Source organism: Burkholderia sp. B10 (assembly GCF_004368385.1).
Taxonomy (GTDB): domain Bacteria; phylum Pseudomonadota; class Gammaproteobacteria; order Burkholderiales; family Burkholderiaceae; genus Burkholderia; species Burkholderia vietnamiensis.
In genome coordinates, this window is sequence record NZ_PQMX01000049.1 from 17198 (window position 1) to 38241 (window position 21044).

The window sequence follows — 21044 nt, forward strand, 5'->3', positions numbered from 1 at the left end:
CGTCGGCATACGTGGGCGCACGTCGGTATGGGCGCTGCGCGGCGGTACGCGCCGGCGCGGCTCGGTGCGCAGCGCCCGCTCGATCGGAACACGAACCGGCACGACCCGAGCATGACCGGAGCGCCACCTGAGCCCGATCCGAGCCGCACCTAAGCCCTCCCCGCGCACAACGTCATCGCGGCCCTCGCGCGGCCCGTCTCCCGTCTTCCGCACGGCGCGGCCGCACGCCGGCAGGATTCGCGACGCTCCGGTATGATCGGCACCCTCGACAAGCGTGCGCCGCGCCGCGCGCGCCGCCGTTCCACTCCGTCCCGTCGCGACCATGTCCTCCGCCGCCCCCGACCGCTCGACCGACGCCGCCTCGCCGCACTATTCGCGCAGCCTGCTGTTGCTGCTCGCGACGATCGCCGGCGTGTCGGTCGCGAACATCTACTACAACCAGCCGCTGCTCGACGCGTTCCGTTCGGCGTTTCCGGACCGCGCCTCGTGGATCGGCGTCGTGCCGACCGCGACCCAGCTCGGCTATGCGGCCGGCATGTTCGTGCTCGCGCCGCTCGGCGACCGTTTCGACCGCCGCGGGCTGATCCTGATGCAGATTGCGGGCCTGTCGATCGCGCTGATCGTCGCCGCGGCCGCCCCGTCGCTGGCGGTGCTGGCAGCCGCGAGCCTCGCGATCGGCGTGCTCGCGACGATCGCACAACAGGCCGTGCCGTTCGCGGCGGAGATCGCGCCGCCGGCCGAGCGCGGCCAGGCGGTCGGCACGGTGATGAGCGGGCTGCTGCTCGGCATCCTGCTCGCGCGCACGGCGGCCGGCTTCGTCGCCGAATATTTCGGATGGCGGGCGGTGTTCGGCGCGTCGGTCGCCGCGCTCGTCGTGCTCGCCGCGGTGATCGTGCTGCGCCTGCCACGCAGCACGCCGACGTCGACGCTGTCGTACGGCAAGCTGCTCGGCTCGATGTGGCATCTGGCGGTCGAACTGCGCGGGCTGCGCGATGCGTCGCTGACGGGCGGCGCGCTGTTCGCCGCGTTCAGCGCGTTCTGGCCGGTGCTCACGCTGTTGCTCGCCGGCGCTCCGTTCCATCTCGGCCCGCAGGTCGCCGGGCTGTTCGGGATCGTCGGCGCGGCCGGCGCGCTGGCCGCGCCGTATGCGGGCCGCTTCGCCGACAAGCGCGGCCCGCGCACGATCATCTCGCTCGCGATTGCGCTGATCGCGGTGTCGTTCGCGATCTTCGCGGTGTCGGGCACGAGCCTCGTCGGGCTCGTGATCGGCGTGATCGTGCTGGATGTCGGCGTGCAGGCTGCGCAGATCTCGAACCAGTCGCGCATCTACGCGCTCAAGCCCGACGCGCGCAGCCGCGTGAACACCGTCTACATGGTGTGCTACTTCATCGGCGGCGCGCTCGGCTCGTCGATCGGCGTCGCCGCATGGCACGCGTTCGGCTGGATCGGGATGTGCACGGCCGGCTTGCTGTTTACCGCGCTCGCCGGCTGGTGCCACCACCGCGGCGCACGCCGAAGCTGAGCGTCACCGCGCGGCGGCGTCACGCGTCGGCGCGCGAGGCGGCCGGCTGGTCGGCGGGCGGCGCAGCGAACACCGACGCGGGCTCGACCACCGCGGCCGGATCGACAACGGCGCCCGGCGCCGGCACCCCCAGCGGCACGGCCGACGGCGCGAGGATCGGCGCGGGCTCGGGCATCGCCGGCTGATCCGGCGCGGCGGCAGCGCCGGCTTGCAGCTCGACGGCGGCCGGCGACGTGGCCGACGACATGGCCGGCGCAGCGTCGGCCGCGGGCCGGCGCGCCGGATCGAACACGAACGACAGCCCGACGCTGCCGAGAATCGCGACCGTCGCGACGACGGTCGCCGTGGTGACCGGTTCGCCGAGCATCAGCGCGCCGAGCGCGACCGCGACGATCGGATTCACGTACATGCAGCTGCTCGCGATGATCGGGCTCGTATGGCGGATCAGATAGCCGTAGGCGACATACGCGGCCATCGTGCAGAACACCATCAGGTAGATGAACGCGAACACCGGGCCGGCCGACAGCTGCTCGATGCGCTCGCCCATCAGCCAGGCGGCGAGCGTCGACATCAGGCCGCCGAGGCCGATCTGCAGCGACGTCGACAGGAACAGGTCGGACGGCAGCTTCAGCCGTGTCGCGAGATGCGCGCCGCCTGCCCAGAACAGCGCGCCGGCCAGCACGCAGATGGTGCCGAGCGCCGAGTTGGCGGCGCCGCCGCCGCCCGAGTTCAGCACGACGATGCCGACCATCCCGAGCGCGACGGCCGCCCACTCGCCTCGCGCGACCGGGCGCCCGGCGACCGCCGCGATCACGGTGGCGAACAGCGGCACCGTCGCGACCATCACCGCGGCCGAGCCGCTGCTGACGGTGCGCATCCCCAGCGCGATCGTGCCGGACGACAGCGCGACCAGCATCGTGCCGACGATCGCCGAGTTGCGGACTTCGACGAGCGTCGGCCGCGCGGGCTTGCGGCGCAGCGCGAACACGAACAGCCCGATGCCGCCGAGCAGGTTGCGCAGGCCCGACAGCAGCAGCGGCGGGAACGACTGCAGCGCGAAATGCAGGCCGCTGTAGGTCGAGCCCCAGACGAAGTAGATGAAAACCAGCGCCAGTGCGACGCGGCCGCCGCGGCTTTGCGGCAGGCGGATGCGCAATGGCAGTCGGGGCAGCCGGGCGAGGAAATCCAGCAGACGGTCGAGTGGCGTCATCGTTCAGCCCGCCCGCACGGCAGGTGGCGCGCTCCGCTGCAAGACGCCGGAGCAACCGGCAAGCGGCCCAGACGGGACCGGGGAAGCGGGGACGAGCGTGCGGAACGACATGACAGTGCGAACGGCGACGAATAGGAACCGGCAAGCGGCGGCAGAGGGTCGGACAAGATGTGCGCGCACGGCATCGTGCGCGCATGCCCGGCATTATGGCATCAAGGATTCGAAAGGATCGCCCGGCCCGGCCGAAAGGATGTCGACTGACGTTTCGGCGCGACATTTGCGGGCGCGGCACGGGTGAGGTGGGACGCCGCGGGTACGTCGGGCGTGTGCCGACGGCCGGCTCGGGCGGCCGCCGCGCGACGCCGCCCACCATCACGCACCATCGCCCACCATCGCGCGCGGTGCGCCGCCGTGACGCACCGCCCCGCCCCGCACCGCCCCGCCGCTCACGATCCGCCGAACCAGTTGTAGCCCTGGTCGACCCAGTAGCCGCCCGGATAGGTGTCGGTCACGAAGATCTCCATGATGTGTTTCGGATTCTTGTAGCCGAGCTTGGTCGGCATCCGCAGCTTCATCGGGAAACCGAATTCCGGCGGCAGGCGGCGGCCGTCGTAGTCGAACGCGAGCAGCGTCTGCGGGTGCAGCGCGGTCGGCATGTCGATGCTCTCGTAGTAGTCGTCCGCACATTTGAAGCCGACGTACTTCGCGTGCGTATCGGCGCCCGCGCGCGCGAGGAACGCGCCGAACGGCGTGCCGCCCCAGCGGCCGATCGCGCTCCATCCTTCGACGCAGATGTGCCGCGTGATCTGCTCCGCATGCGGCAGCGCGCGCAGCTCGTCGAGCGTCCATACGCGCTTGCCGGTCACGCGACCGGACAGCACGAGCCGGTAGGTCGACGCGTCGACGTGCGGCACCTCGTCGATGCCGTAGTACGCATTGAACGGGAACGGCCGCGTGATGTCGGCCTCGGTATAGGTCGGCGCGAGTCGCTCGCCGCTGAACAGCCACGCCTGCACGCGATCGTTGATGCGCGACACCTGCTCGAGAAACGTGTTCACCGACGCATCGTCGTGCAGCGTGCAGCCGCTCAGCATCGTCAGGCCGCCGAGCGTCAGGATGCGCCGGTTGAACAGGCGCCGGGAGGGCATTTCGAGCTCGCGCCGCACGTCGAGCGCGAGCGACTGGCGGTCGAGCGTCCACGGCCGGCGCTCGCCGGGGGATTCGGATTCGGACATGATGAGTTCCTCGATCGTGAGCAGACGAATCAGCGTCCGCGCAGCATCGCGAGCAGCGAGCGCGGCACGCGCAACGCCATCGCGACGTGCACGACGACGAACGCGACGAGCAGCGTCATCGCCCAGAAATGCACGATGCGCGCGTTGTCGTAGCCGCCGAACGATGCGCGCAGCAGCGGAAACTGCACCGACTTCCAGATCGTCAGCCCGGACAGCACGAGCAAGGTCAGATCGGCGATCGCGAACAGGTAGGCCGCACGCTGCACCGCGTTGTAGACGCTCGGGTCGTCGTGCGCGAGCCGGCCGCGCAACGCGGCGCCCAGGTCGCGCCACACCGCGCGCGGCGTGACGGGCAGCATCTTGCGCGCGACGCGTCCGGTCGAGATCGACATCGTCAGGTAGAACAGCCCGTTGCCGACGAGCAGCCACATCGCCGCGAAATGCCATTGCAGCGCGCCGCCGAGCCAGCCGCCCAGCGTGATGCCGTGCGCGAACACGAACGGCGGATAGATCGGCGACGCATCGTAGATGCGCCAGCCGGACAGCACCATCAGGATCGCCGCGAGCGCATTGAGCCAGTGGCTCACGCGCACCCACAGCGGATGAATCGGGCGCGCGGGGCGCGGGGCCGCCGCGTGGCCGATGGCGGGAAGGGTTGGCATGATGAACACTCCGGATAGCGTCCGCGTCGATGCGGACGGGCACGACGCGGCACGATGCGCCACGCCACGACACGCGCAGCGCAGCGCGACGCGCAACCGGCCGGCGTGCTGCGCACGCGGCGGCCACGCGCCCGTACGGTTGCGTCAGTTCGACGGCGCCATCTTGTCGCCCGACGCCTTGCCCATCGCATCGTGCGACATCGCATCCGGCTTCATCGCGTCGTGCTTTTTCATCGCGTCCTTCTTCATGCCGTCCTTCTTCATCGCATCGTGGCCCATCGCGTCCTTCGACATCGACGACGCGCCCTGCGACATCGCGTCGTTCTGCGCGTAAGCGCTCGTTGCAAGCGCGGCGAAAGCGGCGACACAGGCGGCGATCAGTACGTTTTTCATCAGATTTCTCCACAACATGGGTTCGAGGAGCCGAATAGACGAACGACGCCGCCGGAAATGACAGCCGCCGCGAAATTTTTTTGGGGCCGCGCAAGCGCGCGCGATGTTGCACCGCTTCGCACCCGTGCGCGACGCACGAACGCGCTGCGGCGGCGCGGCGTGCTGCCGGCCGCGCGGGCGCTCGCGGCGGCGGCCATGCTGCGGCGCACCGCGGCGGCGCCCGGCTGCCGGTTGAAACCGCCGCGAAGCCGGTGTATCTTGTGCGCTGCTAACGCGGGGGTCCTGCAATGCGCCCGGTCAAACAACCGGCATTGCGGGTGAGAAATACCCTTTGAACCTGATCTGGATAATGCCAGCGCAGGGAAGCGTACGGATTTCGCCGCCATCCTCCTGACGAAATCCGCCGCCTCACCAAGCGTCGTCTCCTGCTTAGCTCGAGCCCCACATTCGTCAAGGGCTCCGGGCCTGCGCAGAAGCGCCTGCCCGGCGCTCACACAGGAGATTGCATGAACGCCAATCCGAAGTTTCTGTCCGCCGACGCCCACGTCGACGCCGCTGCCGTCGCCCCGCTGCCGAATTCGCGCAAGGTTTACGTAACCGGCTCGCAGCCCGACATCCGCGTGCCGATGCGTGAAATCACGCAGGCCGACACCCCGACCGGCTTCGGCGGCGAAAAGAATCCACCGATCTACGTGTACGACACGTCGGGCCCGTACACCGACCCCGACGCGAAGATCGACATCCGCGCGGGCCTGCCCGCGCTGCGCCAGCGCTGGATCGAAGCGCGCGGCGACACCGAAGTGCTCGACGGCCTGTCGAGCGGCTACGGCCGCGAGCGCGCGGCCGACCCGGCCACCGCCGACCTGCGCTTCCCCGGCCTGCACCGCAATCCGCGCCGCGCGCAGGCGGGCAAGAACGTCACGCAGATGCACTACGCGCGTCAGGGCATCATCACGCCGGAAATGGAATACATCGCGATCCGCGAGAACCAGCGCCGCGCCGAGTACCTCGAGAATCTGAAGGCGAGCGGCCCGAACGGCGCGAAGCTCGCCGCGATGATGGGCCGCCAGCACCCGGGCCAGGCGTTCGGCGCCGCGGCCTTCGGCGCGAACGCGCTCGCCGAGATCACGCCCGAGTTCGTGCGCGACGAAGTCGCACGCGGCCGCGCGATCATTCCGGCGAACATCAACCACCCGGAATCGGAGCCGATGATCATCGGCCGCAACTTCCTCGTGAAGATCAACGCGAACATCGGCAACTCGGCCGTCACGTCGTCGATCGGCGAGGAAGTTGACAAGATGACGTGGGCGATCCGCTGGGGCGGCGACACGGTGATGGACCTGTCGACCGGCAAGCACATCCATGAAACGCGCGAGTGGATCATCCGCAACAGCCCGGTGCCGATCGGCACGGTGCCGATCTACCAGGCGCTGGAGAAGGTCAACGGCAAGGCCGAGGACCTCACGTGGGAAATCTTCCGCGACACGCTGATCGAGCAGGCCGAGCAAGGCGTCGACTACTTCACGATCCATGCGGGCGTGCGGCTGCAGTACGTGCCGCTCACCGCGAACCGGATGACGGGCATCGTGTCGCGCGGCGGCTCGATCATGGCGAAGTGGTGCCTCGCGCACCACAAGGAAAGCTTCCTGTACGAACACTTCGAAGAGATCTGCGAGATCATGAAGGCGTACGACGTGAGCTTCTCGCTCGGCGACGGCCTGCGCCCCGGCTCGATCTACGACGCGAACGACGAAGCGCAGCTCGGCGAGCTGAAGACGCTCGGCGAGCTCACGCAGATCGCGTGGAAGCACGACGTGCAGGTGATGATCGAAGGCCCCGGCCACGTGCCGATGCAGCTGATCAAGGAGAACATGGACCTGCAGCTCGACTGGTGCAAGGAAGCGCCGTTCTACACGCTCGGGCCGCTGACCACCGACATCGCGCCGGGCTACGACCACATCACGTCGGGCATCGGCGCCGCGATGATCGGCTGGTTCGGCACCGCGATGCTGTGCTACGTGACGCCGAAGGAGCACCTCGGGCTGCCGAACAAGGACGACGTGAAGGAAGGAATCATCACGTACAAGCTCGCCGCGCACGCCGCCGACCTCGCCAAGGGTCACCCGGGCGCGCAGGTGCGCGACAACGCGCTGTCGAAGGCGCGCTTCGAGTTCCGCTGGGAAGACCAGTTCAACATCGGCCTCGATCCGGACAAGGCGCGCGAATTCCACGACGAAACGCTGCCGAAGGATTCGGCGAAGGTCGCGCATTTCTGCTCGATGTGCGGGCCGCACTTCTGCTCGATGAAGATCACGCAGGACGTGCGCGAGTTCGCCGCCCAACAGGGCGTGTCGGAAACCGAGGCGCTGCAGAAGGGCATGGAAGTCAAGGCAGTCGAGTTCGTGAAGACCGGCGCGGAGATCTATCACCGCCAGTAAGCGGACATGCGGAGGCCGCGGCTCGCACGGGCCGCGGCCCCGCACACGTCTGCCGACGCCTGCACGAGCCCGCTTTCGAGCGGGCTTTGTTTTGCGCGTTCGTCGCATCGCGCATGCCTGCCCGCGGGCGAGAAACAATTCATTACGAAAGCGCCCGAGCCTTAACAAGTCCTTACAGCAGCATGACGGGACGGCGGGTAGATTGGCCATATGCACAGCCTCGATACGGTCGTGCGACCTCCCTCCACTACCACAAGGACAACGATCATGCGTAACTCGATTCGGCGTTTTGGGGTATGCGCGCTCCTCGTCGCGACGGTGGCGAGCCTGTCGGCCTGCGATTCGATGACGCGCCGTCAGCGCGATACGGCGATTGGCGCAGGCGTCGGCGGTGTGGCCGGCGCGGCGATCGGCGGCAACGCGCTGTCGACGCTCGGCGGCGCGGCAGCTGGCGGCCTGATCGGCAACCAGGTCGGCAAGTAAGCGTACGCTCAGGCTCATTCCAGGTCGCCGCCGCGCGCGGCGGCTTGGGCAAAACGGCGTTTCCGCGGTGCGGAAACGCCGTTTCGCATTGGCGGGCACGCATTGGCACATTGCGCGGCGATGCCCCCGGAAACGCGCCGTTACCCTTTCGCTCGCCGATGCGTCGCCGTGCGGGCTAAGCTGAAGCATCGGCTCCCGCCGGAGAAACATCATGACCAGGACCCTCGTCGCCACGGCGCTCGCATGCGCAGCCCTCGCCGGTTGCTACTACCCTTACGGCTACTATTCGTCCGGTTATTACGCGGCCGCGCCGGTGCAGCCGGCGCCCGTGTATGTCGCGCCCAACCCCGCGTACTACTATCCGGCGCCCGTCTACGGGCCGGCGTGGGGCGGTTACTGGGGGCCGGCCGTGTCGCTGAACTTCGGCTTCGGCGGCCGCGGCGGCTGGCGCCACCATTGATGCACCGGGGCGCGGCCGGGCGGGCGCGCGCGCCGAGGTCCCGTTTCTTGTCGTTTCATCCGATCGTGAAACGAACGCGCGATCCTGCGGTGTAACATCCACCGCATTCCTCCTCTCGCCGGCCGCCCGATGTCGCCCAAGAACGCCCTTCTGCTGACCGTCCTCGCTGCCCTGTGGGGTGCGTCGTTCCTCTTCATCCGGATCGGCGTCGCCGAATTCGGCGTCGCGCCGCTGATGGCGTTGCGCGTGGGCATCGGAGCGCTGTTCCTCACGGGACTCGCGCTCACGCGCTTCAAGCCCGCCGATCTCGGCGCGCGGTTGCGCCGGCATGCGTGGCCGTTGTTCGTCGTCGGCGTGCTGAACTCGGGCGCGCCGTTCTGCCTGTTCGCGTTTGCGGAACTGACGCTGTCGGCCGGCGTGACGTCGGTGATCAATGCGACGACGCCGCTGTGGGGCGCGCTCGTCGCCTACCTATGGCTGAAGGACAAACTGTCGTTGCCGCGCGCGCTCGGCCTCGTGATCGGTTTTGCCGGCGTGCTGACGCTCGTGTGGGATCAGGTCGCCAGCGCGCGCGGCGCGACCGGCGCGACCGCGACCGTGCTGGCCGCGGCAGCCGCGCTCGGCGCAACGCTGCTGTACGGCGTCGCGGCCAATTACACGAAGCGCAAGCTCAGCGGCGTCGATCCGCTCGTCAACGCGACCGGCAGCATGATCGGCTCGACGGTGCTGCTGGTGCCGTTCGCGATCGCGACGTGGCCTGCCGCGGCGATCGGCGTCCATGCGTGGGGCGCGGTGCTCGCGCTCGGCATCGCCTGCACCGGCGTCGCGTATTTCATCTTCTTTTACCTGATCGCGCACGTCGGTCCGGCCCGTGCGATCACGGTGACGTTCGTGATCCCCGTCTTCGGCCTGCTGTGGGGTGCGCTGTTCCTCGGCGAACGCGTGTCGATCGTGATGATCGAGGGCTGCGCGATCGTGCTCGTTGGCACCGCGCTCGCGACCGGCGTGATCAGACGGATTCCGGGCTTCGGCCCGCGCGGCGGCGAGGCGGCCTGAGCGGCGTGCGGCTGACGCCTGCGCCGCGCGCCGGTGTAGCGTTTGCGTCTGGAGTTTCCCTGATACGCACGGCGCGCAGTTACCGTTACACTCGCAGCACTCATCCGCACAAGGCGGTTACGATGCACCGCGTTCTTTTGCGTCCACCCGCGTGTGTGACGGTTTCGGCGCGGCGCGCACGAGACCGTCTCGCCGATCGCCGCAGGGCATCTTCGACATGAAGCCCGCCCGCGACCTCCCCCGCGAACTCTCGCTCGACTCCCTGCTCGAACGCCTGACGCCGACGCCCGGCGGCTGGGTGGCAACCTACCGCGACACGACGCTGCGCAGCGTGTTCCAGCCGGTGCTGTCGATCACGCACAAGCGCGTGGTCGGCTACGAAGCGCTGCTGCGCGTCGTCGACGAAAATGGCGCGCTGAGGTCGCCGGCGGCGCTCTTCGACCGCACGCGCGCGGCGGCCGACGTGCTGCTGCTCGACCGGCTCGCGCGCTGCCTGCATACGGCCAACTTCGTCGCGCAACGCATCGGCGACGGCTGGCTGTTTCTGAACGTGACGCCGCGCGTGCTCGATTCGGGCCTCGTGCAGCGCGGTTTCGTCGATGCGCTGTGCCGGCATTTCGGATTGCCACCGAACCGCATCGTGCTCGAAGTCGTCGAGCAGGCGGCGCGCGACGAAGATGCGCTCGCCCGCACGATCGACATGATCCAGCACCGCGACTTCCTGATCGCGATCGACGATTTCGGCACTGGGTTCTCGAATTTCGACCGCGTGTGGCGCGCGCGGCCCGATATCGTGAAGCTCGACCGCTCGCTGGTCGAGCGGGCGAATTCGTCGGCCGACGACCGGCGCATCATGTATCACCTGGTGTCGATGCTGCATCAGGCCGGCGCGATGGTGCTCGCCGAAGGCGTCGAAAGCGACGACGCGCTGCAGACGCTGATGGAAGCCGACATCGATTTCGTGCAGGGCTTCTGGTTCGGCCAGCCGGATGCGTCGATCGCGCAAGCGAGCGCGGCGGCGCCCGCGCTGCTCGACGCCGCATGGCGGCGTTTCATCGCGCAGCGGCATCGGCCCGCCAGCGACGGGCAGCCCGGCTTCGATGCGATCGAGCGGCTGGTGCTCACCGGGGCGGCGACGTTTGCGGCGACCGGCAGCCTGGAGGAAGCCGCGCAGCGCGTGTTCACGGTGCCGGCGGCGCGGCGCGTGTTCGTCACGGACGAGATCGGCGAACAGTTTCTGCCGTCGATCGGTGCGCGCGTCGACGCCGGTCAGGCTGTCGGCACGCGGCTGTCGCCGCTGTTCCCGGAAACGCACAGCAACTGGTCGCGGCGCCCGTACTTCCAGCGCGCGATCGCCGCGCCCGGCCGCGTTGCGCTGATGGGCCCGCATTTCTCGCTGACCGAAGGCCGCGACTGCTATACGGCAGCCGTCGCGATTCGCGCGGAAGGCCGTCTCGTGGTGTTCTGCGTCGATTTCGTGCTCGACCGCGCGGGCACGGTGATGCGGTAGGGGGCGCTGGGGCGCGGGTGAGGAGTGGAGTTGGCGGTGGTGTTGACGGTCGGGCGCTCGCGGTGGAGCGTGGAGGTCGTGGTGGTGTCGGTGGTTGACCGCGGCGGTTGGCGGTTGGCGGTTGGCGGTTGGCGGTTGGCGGTTGGCGGTTGGCGGTTGGCGGTTGGCGCTCGGCGCTCGGCGCTCGGCGGCCAGCGGTCGGCGACCGACAGCCAACCGCGCTGGCATTTCGTCAGTCGATCACCTTCCCTCTTCCCGATTTCACGACGCTGCGGCGCGACTTGTGCTCGAGGCGCCGCTCCTTCGATGCGCGCGTCGGCCGCGTCGCGACCCGCGCGCGCGGCGTGAACGCGACGCTGCCGATCAGCGCGTCGAGCCGCGCGAGCGCCGCCTCGCGGTTTTTTTCCTGGGTGCGGTACTCCTGCGACTTGATCACGACGATGCCGTCGCGCGTGATGCGCTGGTCGGACAGCGCGAGCAGCCGCTCCTTGAGCACCGGCGGCAGCGACGACGCGCGGATATCGAAACGCAGGTGTATCGCGCTCGACACCTTGTTCACGTTCTGGCCGCCTGCGCCCTGCGCGCGCACGGCCGTCCATTCGACGTCGGCCGGATCGAGCGTGTAGCGGATCATCATCGCGACGTCTCCGTGCGGCGGCGCGCGAGCGCCTCGTCGACGCGGGCCGCCAGCCCCGAGTCGCGCTGCGTGCGCGTCGCAACCGCCTGCGCCAGCACGCGCCGCGGGCCGATCACCTGCACGCGCGTCCGTGCGCGCGTGACGGCCGTATAGACGAGCTCGCGCGTCAGCACGCGGCCGAACGACGCCGGCAGCACCAGTGCGGCCTCGTCGAATTCCGACCCCTGCGACTTGTGGACCGTCAGCGCGAATGCCGTTTCGTGCGGCGGCAACGCGGCCGGCGACACCGCGCGCGCGGTGCCGTCCGCGCGCCGGAACCATACGCGCAGCACGCCCTGCGCGTCAGGCAACGCGATGCCGATGTCGCCGTTGAACAGCCCGAGCGCGTAATCGTTGCGCGTCACCATGATCGGCCGCCCGGTGAACCAGTGCGCGCCGACCGCGAGCGGCACGCGCGCCGCCTGCCGCACATGCGCGGCCACCAGCGCGTTGACGTGCTCGGCGCCGCGCGAGCCCGTGCGCGTCGCGCACAGGATCCGGAAACGGTTGAGCGCATCGAACAGCGGCAGCGGATCGGGTACCGTCTCGGACAACGCGGTGCGCAACGCAGCGAGGTACGCGCCGAACCGACGTGCAAGCCGCTCGACGGTGGACGGCGCGAGCGTGTCGCCGGCGTCGTCATGGAACGACGCGGCGGCCGTATCGTCGACGGGCAACGCATCGAGCGCGGCCTGAACGTCGCCGCGACGGATTGCGAGCGACAGCCGTCCGATCGGCGAATCGAGGCCGAAGCGGTAGTTGCGTTCGAGCCACACGACGCAGTCGGCCAGCGGCGCGGGGGCGAGCGCGGGCGGCACGGCGTCGGCGCCGGTCGGAAGCGATGCGGCGGCCGATGCGAGCGCCGCCGTTTCAGCGCCGCCCGGTTCGAATGGCGCAAGCTCCACCGCGTCGAGCCACGCGAGTTCGTCGGCCTCGATCCATGCGGGATCGCCGATCGGGCGTTCGGTGGCAGTTGGCCCGCCAGACGGTGCGGACGCCGCAGACGGGACGGCCGGATCAGGCACATCCGCTTCGGCCTGCGGCGCGTCGTCGAACAACGACGCCTGTCGCGGATCCGCACTTCGCCGCGTCGACGGCTTGCGTGCGGTACTCGCGGCAGCATGCGGAACGGTTCGGTCTGGAGCGGGAGCGGGAGCGGGAGCTGAAGTCGAAACCGGAGCCACAGCAGCAACCGCATTCGCCCCATCGCCATCCGGCACCGGCAACGCCGCAGCAAACGCGGCTTCGTCGATGCCGAGCGCCGTCGCGATGCGCGTGCGCGCAGCAGCACTGAAGGTCGGCCGCGCGCTGAGCTCCGCGAATACGGCGCCGGCCTCGACGGCCGCGAGCTGGTCCTTGTCGCCGAGCAGCACGAGCCGCGCGCCCGGTGCGAGCGCGTCGAGCAGATGCGCGGCGAGCGCGACGTCGATCATCGACGCCTCGTCGACCACGATCAGGTCGTACGGCAACGGATTGTCGCGATGATGCCGGAAGCCCGTCGGCCCGCCGCCGCCCAGCAGGCGATGCAGCGTATACGACGTCTCGGGCAGGCGCGCCGCCAGCTCCGGCGGGAGATCGCCCGAGCGCGCGTGCAGCGCTTCCTGCATCCGCTGCGCGGCCTTGCCGGTAGGCGCGGCCAGCGCGATGCGAAGCCCCGGCTGCGCATCGAGCAGACAAGCGAGCACGCCGACCACGGTCGTCGTCTTGCCGGTGCCCGGCCCGCCGCTGACGATCGTCACGCGTCCGGTGAGCGCGACGATCGCCGCGACGCGCTGCCAGTCGACCTCGCCGGTCGCCGGTCCGAAGTAACGCGCGAGGCTCGCACGCAAGCGCTCGGAAGACAGCGCGTCGTCCGGTGCGGCCGCGTCGGCCTGGGCCACCAGCGCCTCGGCGAGACGCCGCTCGTAATCGAAATAGCGCGACAGATACAGCCGGTCGTGCCGGTCGACGATCAGCGGCCGCTCGTCACCGCGCGCGAGCGTGCCATAGGCAACCAGCCCGCTCGCTGCCAGCGCCGCGCGCACGTCGTCGACGGGCTCATCGTAGCGATGCGCGAGCGCGCCGAGCGCGACGCACACATGGCCGCCCGCCGTCGCGCGGCTCGCCGCGAACGCGGCGCGCGCGGCCCAGCGCGCAGCCGCGGCCGGCGCGCCCGCGCGACGCGACAACTCGCCGATGCGGCGCGCGAAACCCTCGGCCAGCGCTATGCCGAAATCCGCCGGCTCGGGCAGGCGCGCAACCAGGCCACCGGTGAATTCGAGCGTGTCGTCGGACGCGTTCATGCGCGGCCCCCTTCCATCATCCGGTCGAGCGCGTCGACGAGTTCGCGGGTCGGCCGCCCCGCATGGACGCCGGCCGGCATGCCGGCGCTGCGCCAGCCGGGCCGCACGCCGCGCACGAACAGATACAGGTAGCCGGCCATATGCGTGTCGTAGTCGTAATCGGGCAAGCGCGCGCGCAGGTAACGATGCAGCGCGACCGTATAGAGCAGCGCCTGCAGGTGATATGCGTGATCGGCCATCGCAGCGTCGAGCGCGCGCGGGCCGTACGCGTCCGGCGTATTGCCGAGGTGGTTCGACTTCCAGTCGACGATCCAGAAGCGCCCGTCGTGTTCGACGATCATGTCGATGAAACCCTTGATGAAGCCCGCGAGCGCACCGGCCTCCAGCGCGACGTCCGGATAGCCGTGCGCGACCAGCAGCCGGCGCAAGGCGCCAAGCTCGAGCGACGGCGCCGGAAACAGGAAGCCCATTTCGTCGAGCCGCCTGGCCGGATCGAGATCCGCGAGCCGCATGCCCGGCACGAGTTCCGTGTGCACGACGTCGTCGACGAGCCGCACCATCATCGCCGGCAGCCGCACCGCGAGGTCGGGCTCGGCCTCGACCGGCCGGTCGTGCAACGCGCCGAGCGCGGCCTGGCGCCACGAATCGGGCTCGGTGAAGCGACTCAGTTCGAACAAGCGGTGCAGGCACTCGCCCGCCGCAGCGCCGCGCGGAAACGTCAGGATGTCGTCGTCGGGCGGCGCCGACACGGCCGTGTCGGCGCCGACGAGCGCGAGGTCCGAGCTCACCGCGGCAAGTGCATCGTGATCGGGCCGCAACTCGTCGTCCGGCACGCTCGCGACGCCCGCTTCCTCGCGCGCCATCGACGCGGTCAGCGAACTGAAACTCGCGATGCGCCACGCGTCGCGCAACATGCGCGTCGCGCGGCGCGCCGCCAGCGCTTGCGAGTCGTCATGGCCGGCCGCCACGCGTTCGCGGCGCGCGGGCACCGGCAACGGCGCCACGCTGAGCGGCCCACCCGCGAGCGCCTGCCATGCTGCGCCGAGTTCCGCCTCGTAGGGCGGCTCGTCGAGCCACGCGTCGAACGAGCGGCCCGCGCCGGCCACGAGCCAGTTGAGCACGCTGCGGCGCGCCTCGCGCGTCGAGCGCGACGACAGATACGGCCCGGCGACCAGATAGCAGCGATAGACGGCGCGCGTGAGCGCCACGTAGACGAGCCGCGCGCGCTCCGCCGCCTGCTCGCGCAAAACCTGCCGCGCCGCGTGCGCGGCGGCTTCGTCGTCGCATCCGTAATGCAGCACCGCATCGCCTGCGTCGTCGTGATACTCGCGTGCGTCGGGCAGCGCCGACGTCGGCGGCTCGCGTAGCCCGCCGTCGTTCAGGAACGGACAGAACACGACCGCGTATTCGAGGCCCTTCGATTTGTGGACGGTGACGATCTGCACGAGGTTGCGGTCGGATTCGAGACGCAGCTGCGCCTCCTCGCCGCCGCCGTCGAGCCGCTGCGCGGCGAGCCAGCGCAGCGTCGGCGCGATGCCCGGCTGCGCGGACGCGCGCGCCTGCGTCAGTTCGGCAAGATGGTTGATGTCGGTCACGCGGCGCTCGCCGTCCGCGCCAGCCATCAGCCGCTCGGCGATCCGCAGCTCGCGCGTGAACGTGCGCCACATCACCGCGAAGCCGCGCTCGCGCCACAGCAGCCGGTAACGCGAGAAGCGCTCGACCCAGCTCATCGCATCCGCGCCGTCCGCCGCATCGCGCGATGCGTCGCCATCGCCCTGCTCCATGCGCCACAGCGCATCGGCATCGAGGCCGAACCAGTCGGCGGCGAGCGCGGCACGCAAGCGCCGCAGGTCGCCCGGCGCGTCGATCGCCGCGAGCACGCGCTCGAGCTGCTCCGCGTCACCCGTCGAGAATACCGATGCCTGCGCAAGCTCGACGCTGCCGATGCCCCAGGTGGCGAGCACGCGCTTCACGAGGCTGCCCTGTCGGTGCGTCTGCACCAGCACCGCGATGTCGCCCGGCGACAGCGGCGTATCGCCGAGCCGCGCGTGCCCGTCGCGCGCGCCGCGCATCAGCCGCGCAATCTCGGCCGCGCACGCCTGCGCGGCCTGTGCCTGCGCCTCGCGCTTGTGCAGTGTGCCGTCGCCGCCCGGCAACGCCCAGATCCGGAAATCGCCGGCCGGACCCGGATCTGTCTCGTCGATGAACGGCGCCCGCACGCGCGTGCCGGCACGCACCGCGTAATAGTCGAGCCCGTCGAGCACGAACGCGCGCGGATTCGACATGAAGAAGCGGTTGCACGCGTCGACGATCGCCGGCGTCGAACGCTGGTTGACCGCGAGCGTGTAGCACGCGCTCGCGCGTGCGCGCGCGGCGAGATAGGTATGCAGATCGGCCGCGCGGAAGCTGTAGATCGCCTGCTTCGGATCGCCGACGAGAAACAGCGGACCGCGCGGCGCGAAGATCCGGTCGAAGATCGCGAACTGCAGCGGGTCGGTATCCTGGAATTCGTCGATCAGCGCGGCCGGATAGCGCGCACGCAGCGTCTCGCCGAGCCACGGGTGCGCCTGCAGCGCCTGATACAGGTTCGCGAGCAGATCGTCGAACGACACGACTCGGCGCGTGCGCTTGCGTTCGGCCAGCTCGGCCGGTGCGCTGTCGAGCCAGTCGGCGACCAGCGCGAGCCAGCGCGCGCGCTGCGCGGCGTCAGCTGCCGCGACCGCTGCTTCGAGCGCATCGGCCACGTCGAAGAACGCGTGTTCGGGCGTCGCGCCGCCTTTTTTGGTCGCCTTCACGAGCGCGGTGCGCGTGAGCCTGAGCGCGGCCTTCGGCAGCGCGGCCGCGGCATTGCGCTGCGCAAAGTGCGCGGACCACGCACCGAACGCATCGGCGATCGCCTCGGGCTTGTGCGAGCGCTGGTTGAGCGCCGGCTGCGCGGCGCGCAGCAGCGCATCGATCGCATCGCGCTCGTCGGCCCACATTTGTGCGGCCTGCTCGAAGCAGGCGGCGGCCGCGGCCTCCGCCGACTCGTCGGGCTCGGCGACGCCGTCCCAGCGCAGCGCGGCCAGCGGCTTCTTCAGCCGACGCGCCAGTTGCGCGTCGAGCGCGGCCGGGCCCGCGCCCGAATCGACGAGCCACGTCGCGAAGCGCGGCCAGCGGGCGGCCATCGGTTCGACGCGCGTGCGCCAGAAGTCGGCGGCCAGTTCGAAGCGCAGCGCCGCATCGTCGGCCTGCATGTCGAATGCGAACGGCATCGCGGCGGCGAACGGCGCCTCCTGGAGCGCGCGCTGGCAGAACGCGTGGATCGTGTGGATGGCCGCCTGATCGAACGCGCGAAGCGCGCGCCGGATCCGCTTCGCCGCCGTGTCGGGATCGAGCGCGCCGCCTTCGCCGAGCGTCGTCTCCAGCAGTCGTGCGACGAACGGGTCGCCGCCGTCGTCGCCCGTATCGAGCGCATGCGCGAGTTGCGCCAGCCGGCCGCGAATGCGCTCGTGGAGTTCGGCGGTCGCGGCCTTCGTGAACGTCACCACGAGGATTTCGTCCGCGCCGAGATCCTTTTCGAGCAGCAGCCGCACGTAGAGCGCGCAGATGTTCCACGTCTTGCCGGTACCGGCCGAGGCCTCGATCTGGTTGACGCCGTCGAGCGGGCATGCGAACACGTCGAGTTCGAGCGCCGCCGGCGATCTGGATGCGGCGTTCATTCGAGCTCCTTCAGATGTTCGAGCATCGGCTCGAATACGAGCCGCGCGAGCGTGCCGAACGGCTCGTCGAGAGACGGGTGCGCACCGCGCCACGCGATCGCGATGGCCGGATCGTCCGCCTCGCTCGCCACACGTTCGTTGATCCACACGCTCGCGGCCTTCGCGTCGCCGTCGGACACGCACGCCCATGCGCTGCGCGGAAAGAACCGCAGCGGCATGCGGCGGCCCGCGCGAAACAGCGCGGCGAGCGGCGCGAGCCGCTCGAGCGGCGCCGCGACCGGCGTGAGCTCGAATGCCCCGCCGCTGCCGAACCACAGCGAGCGGCGCGGCCCGTCGGGCTCCACCGCGCAGTAGACGAGGTGCGCCAGCCACGCCGACAAGTAATCCCGCGCGCTCGGGCGTGCGTAGCGATAGATCACCTGACCGGCCGGCGTGAGCCTGTTCAGCGTGCCGTGCAACTCGAGCGGCGCGCTCACCGCATCGGCCGACAGCATCGCGTCGTGCACGCCGAACAGTTCATCGGCGGTTTCGGGCCATGCAGGCGCGATCGTGAGCGTGAACGGCCGCCGCGCGACGCCTTCGGCGAGCGCACGACGCACGTTCGACGCGAGCTGCGTCATCGAGCCGAGCGCCTGGTCGCGCCACACGGCGCCCGTCGCGCCGCCCGGCAGTTCGGGGCTCGCGTCGGCGATGCGCAGCGCGTGATCGTGCACGTCGCGCTCGTCGGATTCGATCAGCAGCGGCAGCAGGCGCTCGGCGAGCGCGTCGCTGCCGGCGAAGTCGAGCGCGAACGGCTCGGTGTCGAGCAATTCCGCCTGCGCATCGGACAACACGATGCCGAGCCGCGCGCGCAACAACGCGCGAGCCGGATGACGCCAGAACCGTTCGAATTCGCCGAATGCGACCGGCTCGACCGGCTCGGCCGCCAGCGGCTGCGCGAAGAACGGCTGCTCCCGCGACGCATCGCGTGTGGCTTCGGCCGCGAGCAGCGACGCCAGCGTCGCGCGCTCGGCGTCGTAAGATGCGAGTTCGCTGCCGGGCCGGAAATACTCGGCCGCGAACGGCTGCAGCGGATGTTCGACGACGAACGCACGGCGCGCGGCGTCGACCGCATCCGGCGCGGCGTCCGCGCCGGCCGTGACGAGCGCGAGGTGATCGAGCAGTTCGTCGACGAGCGCCGCGGGCGGCAACGGCGCGTTGTCGCGGATGCTGCGGCCGGTGTACGCGATCAGCAGCCGGTCGCGCGCGGCGAGCAGCAGGTCGAGGAACAGATTGCGCTCGTCGTCGCGGCGCTGCCGGTCGCCCAGCTTCGGCAGCACGGCCATCAGGTCGAACTCGTCGGCGCGCGCGAGGCTCGGCAGCACGCCGTCGTCCATCCCGAGCAGACATATCACGCGGTACGGCAGCCCACGCAAGCTCGTCAGCGACGAGAACGTCACACCGCCCCACGGCACCCCGCCACGCGCCGGATCGTCGAGCGCGGCGGCCAGCCCGGCCCGCACGACCGCAGCGGGCAGCGCCTCGTCCGGCGCACCTTCGGTCATCGCGGCCAGCATCGCGTCGAGCGCGTCGCGCACGCCGGCAAGCGCATCGGCATAGGCGGCGCCCGAATCGAAGAAGCGCGCCAGCGTATCGGCGAACAGTTCACTCCATGCGCGCGGCGTGAGCGCACCGGCAAGCCGCTGCGCGAACCCGTCGAGATCGTCGGTGAAGCGGGCCAGCCGGCCGAGCAGCTCGGCCTCGCTGCCCGTGGCCGCCTCGATCGGCAACCATGCGCCGATCGGCGCGGCGCCTTCTGGCATCGCATAGCCGAGGAACAGGCGCGCGAGCGCATCGGCGAACGTATGGCGCGGTGCGGGCACCGCCGCATCGTCGCTGGCCGCCGGCGACAGCCCGCGTCGCGCGCCCGCGGCCGCGAGCCAGGTCTGCACCGTCTCCAGCGCGGCCGCGTCGATGCCGTAACGGGCTGCGACTGCGTCGACGCGCAACCATTCGACCAGCTCGGGCGCGCCGACCTGCCGGTCCGGCAACGCGAGCCATTCGAGCAGCACGCGCGCGACCGGGTTCGCCTGCGACGGCGGCAGCCCGGTGATCCGGTACGGCACGCGTGCCGCCCCGGCGCCCGCCGTGCCGAACACGGCGTCGATCAGCGGCCCGGCCGCCGCGAGATCGGCAACCGCCACCAGCACGTCGGACGGCTGCAGTGTCGCGTCGGCGTCGAACCATGCCAGCAGGCGATCGTGCAACACCTCGAGCTGGCGCGCGAGGCTGTGGCACACGTGCACCTCGATCCCGCGCTCGGCCGGCGCGTCGCCGAGCTCGGCCTCGGGCTGCAGCCCGAGAATCGCGTTCTGCACGCGCGCGAGCCAGCTGGGCGCCGCGTTCTCGACGAAGCGCGACGCATCGCCCGACGCGGCGCTTTCGGTCAGCTCGTGCAGCATGTGCAGCTGCGCCTGCGTCTGACGGCCCCACTCCGCAAGCAGCGGATGGCCGACCTCCTGATAGTCGAGCCGCCCGGCCGCATCGAGCGCCTCCGCATGCGCGGCCGTGACGATGTCGAACCAGAATTCTCGACAAGGATTGAGCGCGTAAATGTGCACGTCGATCCAGCGCGACAGCTCGCGCAGCAGCGCGACGTGCAGCGGCGGCATCGTGGGCAGCGCGAACACGCAGACCGATTCCGGCCACTCGGCGCGTTCGACCGTCTCGGCATCGAGATTGCGCGCCTCCACGAGAAAGCGATGCGCCGGCGGCGTGCCGCTGTCGCTCAACTCGGCGAGCAGCGCGCGCCACAGCGCCGCCTGCCAGCGCTCGTCGTCGCGCGCCGCGTCGCTGATGCCGCGCGGTGCGGCATCGCCCGCGAGCACCGATTCGCCGGCCTGCCACGCCGCCAGCCATTCCGGCCGATAGGTCAGGTAGTGGTCGAGCACGGTCGCGACACGCTGCGCCAGCTCATGGCGCATCGCGTCGTCCGACGCGCTCAGGTACGCCGCGAGCCGCGGCGACGCGAACCACGGCGCACCGTCCGCAGCCTGCGCAAACAGCCGGTAGCAGCGCCACACGAGCCGATCCGGTGCGAACGGCGAGCGCGCGGGCACGGTCAACACGCGACCGATCTGCGCCCACAGCCATTGCGCGAGATACGTGAACTCGACGTTCGCGCAGACGCCGTGGCGCGCGGCGATGTCGAGCTCGAGACGGCGGCGCAACGCCGCGCTCGGCACGATCACTTGTTGCGACGCCCACGGGCCGTTGTGGGCCGGGAACGCGGCCAGATCCTCGAGCAGCGCATCGGCCAGCGTTTCGTGACGGTTCGAGTAGAAAAGATGGAGCATGAAGCGGGTGTCGGAGCGTCGCGTCGGCCACGCCGTGCGAACAGGAGCGACAAGGATAGCAAAAGGGGCGGCGCGGCGAAG

At 70.5% G+C, this 21044-nt stretch carries 14 protein-coding genes and 1 riboswitch; of the genes, 6 read left to right on the forward strand and 8 right to left on the reverse strand.

Annotation, left to right across the window (positions count from 1 at the left end):
- The first annotated feature begins 322 nt into the window (after positions 1–322).
- Positions 323–1522 (forward strand): MFS transporter, encoded by a 1200-nt coding sequence (locus tag C3Y15_RS22095; RefSeq protein WP_011884099.1) that lies wholly within the window; start codon positions 323–325, stop codon positions 1520–1522.
- A gap of 19 nt (positions 1523–1541) precedes the next feature.
- Here C3Y15_RS22095 and C3Y15_RS22100 read toward each other — a convergent pair whose 3' ends face one another.
- The 4 genes from C3Y15_RS22100 to C3Y15_RS22120 all read right to left on the reverse strand — a co-directional run bounded on the left by C3Y15_RS22100 (position 1542) and on the right by C3Y15_RS22120 (position 5022).
- Positions 1542–2732: an EamA family transporter gene (locus tag C3Y15_RS22100; protein ID WP_060081586.1), complete on the reverse strand. Its 1191-nt coding sequence runs from the start codon at positions 2730–2732 to the stop codon at positions 1542–1544.
- A 446-nt stretch (positions 2733–3178) separates the two neighbouring features.
- A complete protein-coding gene (locus C3Y15_RS22110; protein ID WP_011884095.1) occupies positions 3179–3967 on the reverse strand; it encodes a molybdopterin-dependent oxidoreductase in 789 nt (262 codons plus the stop codon).
- A 29-nt stretch (positions 3968–3996) separates the two neighbouring features.
- Positions 3997–4629, reverse strand: a complete 633-nt coding sequence (locus C3Y15_RS22115) for a cytochrome b/b6 domain-containing protein (protein WP_045579497.1) — start codon at positions 4627–4629, stop codon at positions 3997–3999.
- A gap of 144 nt (positions 4630–4773) precedes the next feature.
- The gene (locus C3Y15_RS22120; RefSeq protein WP_034193219.1) at positions 4774–5022 is read right to left on the reverse strand and encodes a pentapeptide MXKDX repeat protein; all 249 of its coding nucleotides are present in this window, start codon (positions 5020–5022) and stop codon (positions 4774–4776) included.
- A gap of 265 nt (positions 5023–5287) precedes the next feature.
- Positions 5288–5404, forward strand: a riboswitch (TPP riboswitch).
- Positions 5405–5528: 124 nt separating this feature from the next.
- Here C3Y15_RS22120 and thiC point away from each other — a divergent pair.
- The 5 genes from thiC (at position 5529) to C3Y15_RS22150 (ending at position 10969) form a co-directional block, all read left to right on the forward strand.
- Positions 5529–7460, forward strand: a complete 1932-nt coding sequence (gene thiC / locus C3Y15_RS22125; protein ID WP_011884090.1) for a phosphomethylpyrimidine synthase ThiC — start codon at positions 5529–5531, stop codon at positions 7458–7460.
- Between the two features lie 267 nt (positions 7461–7727).
- On the forward strand, positions 7728–7943 hold the full coding sequence (locus C3Y15_RS22130; RefSeq protein WP_034193216.1) for a glycine zipper 2TM domain-containing protein: 216 nt from the start codon (positions 7728–7730) through the stop codon (positions 7941–7943).
- A gap of 211 nt (positions 7944–8154) precedes the next feature.
- Positions 8155–8403 (forward strand): hypothetical protein, encoded by a 249-nt coding sequence (locus C3Y15_RS22135; protein WP_011884086.1) that lies wholly within the window; start codon positions 8155–8157, stop codon positions 8401–8403.
- 129 nt (positions 8404–8532) lie between these two features.
- Positions 8533–9459, forward strand: a complete 927-nt coding sequence (locus tag C3Y15_RS22140; protein ID WP_059462922.1) for a DMT family transporter — start codon at positions 8533–8535, stop codon at positions 9457–9459.
- Between the two features lie 217 nt (positions 9460–9676).
- Positions 9677–10969 carry an EAL domain-containing protein gene (locus tag C3Y15_RS22150; RefSeq protein ID WP_069246195.1) on the forward strand — a complete coding sequence of 431 codons (1293 nt, stop codon included), beginning with the start codon at positions 9677–9679 and terminating at the stop codon, positions 10967–10969.
- A gap of 232 nt (positions 10970–11201) precedes the next feature.
- On the opposite strand, the gene arfB is transcribed toward C3Y15_RS22150, so the two are convergent.
- Genes arfB through recC form a run of 4 tightly spaced genes read right to left on the reverse strand, consistent with a single transcriptional unit; the run spans position 11202 to position 20963 of the window.
- On the reverse strand, positions 11202–11606 hold the full coding sequence (gene arfB, locus C3Y15_RS22155) for an alternative ribosome rescue aminoacyl-tRNA hydrolase ArfB (RefSeq protein ID WP_011884080.1): 405 nt from the start codon (positions 11604–11606) through the stop codon (positions 11202–11204).
- A complete protein-coding gene (locus C3Y15_RS22160; protein ID WP_069246194.1) occupies positions 11603–13927 on the reverse strand; it encodes an AAA family ATPase in 2325 nt (774 codons plus the stop codon). Before C3Y15_RS22160 ends, arfB begins: the two co-directional genes overlap by 4 nt.
- Positions 13924–17628 carry an exodeoxyribonuclease V subunit beta gene (gene recB, locus C3Y15_RS22165; RefSeq protein ID WP_069246193.1) on the reverse strand — a complete coding sequence of 1235 codons (3705 nt, stop codon included), beginning with the start codon at positions 17626–17628 and terminating at the stop codon, positions 13924–13926. Before recB ends, C3Y15_RS22160 begins: the two co-directional genes overlap by 4 nt.
- On the reverse strand, positions 17625–20963 hold the full coding sequence (gene recC / locus C3Y15_RS22170; protein ID WP_069246192.1) for an exodeoxyribonuclease V subunit gamma: 3339 nt from the start codon (positions 20961–20963) through the stop codon (positions 17625–17627). The genes recB and recC overlap by 4 nt, the downstream gene beginning before the upstream one ends.
- Between the last annotated feature and the right edge of the window lie 81 nt (positions 20964–21044).

Excerpts from the sequence above, each read along its gene's own strand:
- C3Y15_RS22095 (WP_011884099.1), top strand. The coding sequence starts at position 323 with ATGTCCTCCGCCGCCCCCGACCGCTCGACCGACGCCGCCTCGCCGCAC.
- C3Y15_RS22100 (WP_060081586.1), bottom strand. The coding sequence starts at position 2,732 with ATGACGCCACTCGACCGTCTGCTGGATTTCCTCGCCCGGCTGCCCCGA.
- C3Y15_RS22110 (WP_011884095.1), bottom strand. The coding sequence starts at position 3,967 with ATGTCCGAATCCGAATCCCCCGGCGAGCGCCGGCCGTGGACGCTCGAC.
- C3Y15_RS22115 (WP_045579497.1), bottom strand. The coding sequence starts at position 4,629 with ATGCCAACCCTTCCCGCCATCGGCCACGCGGCGGCCCCGCGCCCCGCG.
- C3Y15_RS22120 (WP_034193219.1), bottom strand. The coding sequence starts at position 5,022 with ATGAAAAACGTACTGATCGCCGCCTGTGTCGCCGCTTTCGCCGCGCTT.
- thiC (WP_011884090.1), top strand. The coding sequence starts at position 5,529 with ATGAACGCCAATCCGAAGTTTCTGTCCGCCGACGCCCACGTCGACGCC.
- C3Y15_RS22130 (WP_034193216.1), top strand. The coding sequence starts at position 7,728 with ATGCGTAACTCGATTCGGCGTTTTGGGGTATGCGCGCTCCTCGTCGCG.
- C3Y15_RS22135 (WP_011884086.1), top strand. The coding sequence starts at position 8,155 with ATGACCAGGACCCTCGTCGCCACGGCGCTCGCATGCGCAGCCCTCGCC.
- C3Y15_RS22140 (WP_059462922.1), top strand. The coding sequence starts at position 8,533 with ATGTCGCCCAAGAACGCCCTTCTGCTGACCGTCCTCGCTGCCCTGTGG.
- C3Y15_RS22150 (WP_069246195.1), top strand. The coding sequence starts at position 9,677 with ATGAAGCCCGCCCGCGACCTCCCCCGCGAACTCTCGCTCGACTCCCTG.
- arfB (WP_011884080.1), bottom strand. The coding sequence starts at position 11,606 with ATGATGATCCGCTACACGCTCGATCCGGCCGACGTCGAATGGACGGCC.
- C3Y15_RS22160 (WP_069246194.1), bottom strand. The coding sequence starts at position 13,927 with ATGAACGCGTCCGACGACACGCTCGAATTCACCGGTGGCCTGGTTGCG.
- recB (WP_069246193.1), bottom strand. The coding sequence starts at position 17,628 with ATGAACGCCGCATCCAGATCGCCGGCGGCGCTCGAACTCGACGTGTTC.
- recC (WP_069246192.1), bottom strand. The coding sequence starts at position 20,963 with ATGCTCCATCTTTTCTACTCGAACCGTCACGAAACGCTGGCCGATGCG.